The organism is Pigmentiphaga sp. NML080357, assembly GCF_002188465.1.
Lineage (GTDB): Bacteria > Pseudomonadota > Gammaproteobacteria > Burkholderiales > Burkholderiaceae_B > Pigmentiphaga.
Window position 1 is genome coordinate 1 of record NZ_NINW01000057.1, and the last position, 4,374, is coordinate 4,374.

2 protein-coding genes and 1 tRNA gene are annotated in these 4,374 nt (G+C 67.0%); all 3 read left to right on the top strand.

Annotated features, from left to right (window positions below; genetic code table 11):
• Window positions 1–1,233, top strand: a 1,233-nt coding sequence (gene radA, locus CDO44_RS26195) for a DNA repair protein RadA (RefSeq protein WP_144389600.1), incomplete at its 5' end; no start/stop codon positions are given.
• A gap of 201 nt (window positions 1,234–1,434) precedes the next feature.
• Entirely contained in the window at window positions 1,435–4,032 is a 2,598-nt protein-coding gene (gene clpB / locus CDO44_RS26200; protein ID WP_087783221.1) for an ATP-dependent chaperone ClpB, read from the top strand.
• A 266-nt stretch (window positions 4,033–4,298) separates the two neighbouring features.
• A tRNA-Gly gene (locus CDO44_RS26205) sits at window positions 4,299–4,374 on the top strand.

The following is a 4,374-nucleotide window of genomic DNA, read 5'->3' on the forward strand; positions in this document are numbered from 1 at the left end:
GCCGGGCATCGCTATGCGCCGCTGGCGGCGAGCGCCCCGGTGCGCAAGCTGGCCGACATCGAGGCGCGCGAGATGCCGCGGTTCCCCACGGGTATCGACGAGTTCGACCGCGTGCTGGGCGGCGGCATGGTGGCCGGAGCGGTGGTGCTGATCGGCGGCGATCCCGGCATCGGCAAGTCCACGCTGCTGCTGCAGGCGCTGGCGGCGCTGTCGTCCAGCCGCAAGGTGCTGTACGTGACCGGCGAAGAATCGGGCGACCAGGTCGCGCTGCGGGCGCGCCGGCTAGGGCTGGATACCGGCAACGTCGACCTGCTGGCCGAGATCCGGCTCGAAGCCATCCAGGCCGCCCTGGCGGAGAACGCCCCCGAAGTCGCGGTGATCGACTCGATCCAGACGCTGTATTCGGAACAGCTCACTTCGGCGCCCGGCTCGGTGGCCCAGGTGCGCGAATGCGCGGCCCAGCTTACCCGCACGGCCAAGCAGACCGGCGTGACCATCGTCATGATCGGCCACGTCACCAAGGAGGGCGCGCTTGCCGGCCCGCGCGTGCTCGAGCATATCGTCGACACGGTGCTGTACTTCGAGGGCGACACGCATTCGTCGTTCCGGCTGGTGCGCGCTTTCAAGAACCGTTTCGGCGCCGTCAACGAACTCGGCGTCTTCGCGATGACCGACCGCGGCCTGAAGGGCGTGGCCAATCCTTCGGCGCTATTCCTGTCGCAGCACCAGCAGCAGGTGCCGGGATCGTGCGTCATGGTCACGCAGGAAGGGACCCGCCCGCTGCTGGTCGAGATCCAGGCCCTTGTGGATTCGGCCAATGCGCCCAACCCGCGCCGCCTGTCGGTCGGGCTGGAAGGCAACCGGCTGGCCATGCTGCTGGCCGTGCTCCACCGGCACGCCGGTACCGCGGCCTTCGACCAGGACGTCTTCGTCAACGCGGTGGGCGGGGTCCGCATCACCGAGCCCGCCGCCGACCTGCCGGTGCTGCTGGCCATCGTGTCCTCCATGCGCAACCGCCCCCTGCCGCGCGGCCTGGTGGCCTTCGGCGAGGTCGGCCTGGCGGGCGAAATCCGTCCTGCGCCGCGCGGCCAGGAACGCCTGCGCGAGGCCGCCAAGCTCGGTTTCAGCATCGCGCTGATTCCCAAGGCCAACGCGCCGCGCCAGGCCATCGAAGGCATGGAAGTCTGGGCCGTGGACCGGCTGGACGAGGCGCTGGACCGGCTCCGGGGGTAGCGGCGCCAAGCCGGCTTATCCGGCTGGCCGCCGGGTTCGCGCCAGGTCCGCCGACCGGTAACCGATAGAGACCCTCGCCCCGGAAAACGGGTGGTATAACCTTCTATCTCCCTTCGCGATGTAGGGGGATTGAAACCGTTCGAATCGACCTCACATCCAGAGTATCCGGGCCGAAGGCCCCCACTTATTGGCGTGAAAAATATGCGAATCGACCGACTCACCACCAAGTTCCAGCAGGCGCTCGCCGACGCCCAAAGCCTCGCCGCCCGCAACGACAACCCCTACATCGAGCCCCTGCACGTACTGGCCGCGCTGCTGGCCGACCCCGAAAGCGGCGCCGCCAGCCTGCTGGCGCGCGCCGGCGTGGCGGTCAGCAAGCTGACGCCCGAGGTCAACGCCGCCATCGGCCGCCTGGCGCAGGTCCAGGGCAGCGATGCCAATATCCAGGTCAGCCGCGACCTGCAGGGCCTGTTCAACAAGATCGACAAGGAAGCGGCCAATCGGGGCGACACCTACATCGCCAGCGAGCTCTTCCTGCTCGCCTTGGCCGACGACAAGGGCGAAGCCGGCCGCCTGCTGCGGGAGGCCGGCCTGCAGCGCAAGGCGCTCGAGGCCGCCATCGACGCCGTGCGGGGCGGGGCGCCGGTCGATTCCCAGGAAGGCGAGAGCAACCGCGAGGCGCTGAAGAAGTACACGCTCGACCTGACCGAACGTGCCCGCCAGGGCAAGCTCGACCCGGTCATCGGCCGGGACGACGAAATCCGCCGCACCATCCAGATCCTGCAGCGCCGCACCAAGAACAACCCGGTTCTGATCGGCGAGCCCGGCGTGGGCAAGACCGCCATCGTCGAGGGCCTGGCGCAGCGCATCGTCAACGACGAAGTTCCCGAGACCCTGAAGGGCAAGCGGGTGTTGTCGCTCGACATGGCGGGGCTGCTGGCCGGCGCCAAGTTCCGCGGCGAGTTCGAGGAGCGCCTGAAGTCCGTCCTGAAGGAGCTGTCGCAGGAGGCAGGCAAGAACATTGTCTTCATCGACGAGCTGCACACTATGGTGGGCGCGGGCAAGGCCGAGGGCGCCATGGATGCGGGCAACATGCTCAAGCCGGCGCTGGCGCGCGGCGAACTGCACTGCATAGGCGCGACCACGCTCGACGAATACCGCAAGTACATCGAGAAGGATGCGGCGCTGGAGCGCCGGTTCCAGAAGGTGCTGGTGGACGAGCCCTCTGTCGAGGCGACCATCGCCATCCTGCGCGGCCTTCAGGAACGCTACGAGCTCCACCACGGCGTGGACATCACCGACCCCGCGATCGTGGCCGCGGCCGAGCTGTCCAACCGCTACATCACCGACCGCTTCCTGCCCGACAAGGCGATCGACCTCATCGACGAGGCGGCCGCGCGCATCCGCATGGAGATCGACTCCAAGCCGGAAGTCATGGATAAGCTCGACCGCCGCATGATCCAGCTCAAGATCGAGCGCGAGGCGGTCAAGAAGGAAACCGACGAGGCCTCTCAGCGCCGCCTGCAATTGCTCGAGGAAGAGCTCGGCAAGCTCGAGCGCGAATACAACGACTACGAAGAGGTCTGGAAGGCCGAGAAGGCCGCCGTGCAGGGCGCGCAGTCGATCAAGGAAGAGATCGAGAAAGTGCGCGCGGAAATGAGCGAGCTCCAGCGCAAGGGCCAGTTCGACAAGCTGGCCGAACTGCAATACGGCAAACTGCCCGAGCTCGAGGCGCGGCTCAAGTCGGCCGAGGGCAAGGAAAAAGCGGCCGGCAAGGACCGCGACAAGCCCAAGCTGCTGCGGACCGAAGTCGGCGCCGAGGAAATCGCCGAAGTCGTGTCGCGCGCCACCGGCATCCCGGTGTCCAAGATGCTGCAGGGCGAGCGCGCCAAGCTGCTGCACATGGAAGAAAAGCTGCACGAGCGCGTCATCGGCCAGGACGAGGCCGTGCGGCTGGTGTCCGACGCCATCCGCCGGTCGCGCGCGGGCCTGTCCGATCCGCAGCGGCCCTATGGCTCGTTCCTGTTCCTGGGGCCGACGGGCGTGGGCAAGACCGAGCTGACCAAGGCGCTGGCGGGCTTCCTGTTCGATTCAGACGACCACATGGTGCGCATCGACATGAGCGAGTTCATGGAGAAGCACTCCGTGGCCCGCCTGATCGGCGCGCCGCCCGGGTACGTCGGCTACGAAGAGGGCGGCTACCTGACCGAGGCGGTGCGTCGCAAGCCCTACAGCGTGATCCTGCTCGACGAAGTCGAGAAGGCCCACCCGGACGTCTTCAACGTGCTCCTGCAAGTGCTGGACGACGGCCGCCTGACCGACGGGCAAGGGCGCACGGTGGACTTCCGCAATACGGTCATCGTCATGACGTCCAACCTGGCCTCGCAGCAGATCCAGGCCATGGCCGGACAGCAGTACGACGTGATCAAGGCCGTGGTGTGGGACGAGATCAAGCAGCACTTCCGCCCGGAGTTCCTGAACCGGATCGACGAGGTCGTGGTCTTCCATGGGCTGGATGCCAAGCACATCGAGTCCATCGCGCGGGTGCAGCTGCAACGCCTGGCCGAGCGCCTGGCCAAGATGGACATGCGGCTGGAGGTGTCTGACGACGCCATCGCGCAGATCGCGCGCGCGGGTTTCGACCCGGTGTTCGGCGCGCGGCCGTTGAAGCGGGCGATCCAGCAGGAGATCGAGAACCCGGTCGCCAAGCTGATCCTGGAGGGCAAGTTCGGTCCCAAGGACGTGGTGCCGGTTGACTGGAACGAAGGGCGCTTCGTCTTCACCCGTACGCTGCAGTAATCGCGTTGCCCCACGGGCGCCGCACCGGGTCGCCGGTGCGGCGCTTTCTTTTTGCAGATGATCCTATGTCGACATGCGCCGCGAGCGCATGGCGTACCTCGCCGCCGGGGTGAGCGATGCCGTGCCGGACGACCTGCATACGCGGATGGGACGCGGCTGGCCGCTCGCGGACTTCGCCCGCGCCACGGACATGGCCGGGCGAGTTGACACGCATATTTCTTCTTTGCTATAGTTTCTTTCTCGCAGCAATACATGCTTCGAGAAATGCGGGAATAGCTCAGTTGGTAGAGCGCAACCTTGCCAAGGTTGAGGTCGCGAGTTCGAGACTCGTTTCCCGCTCCA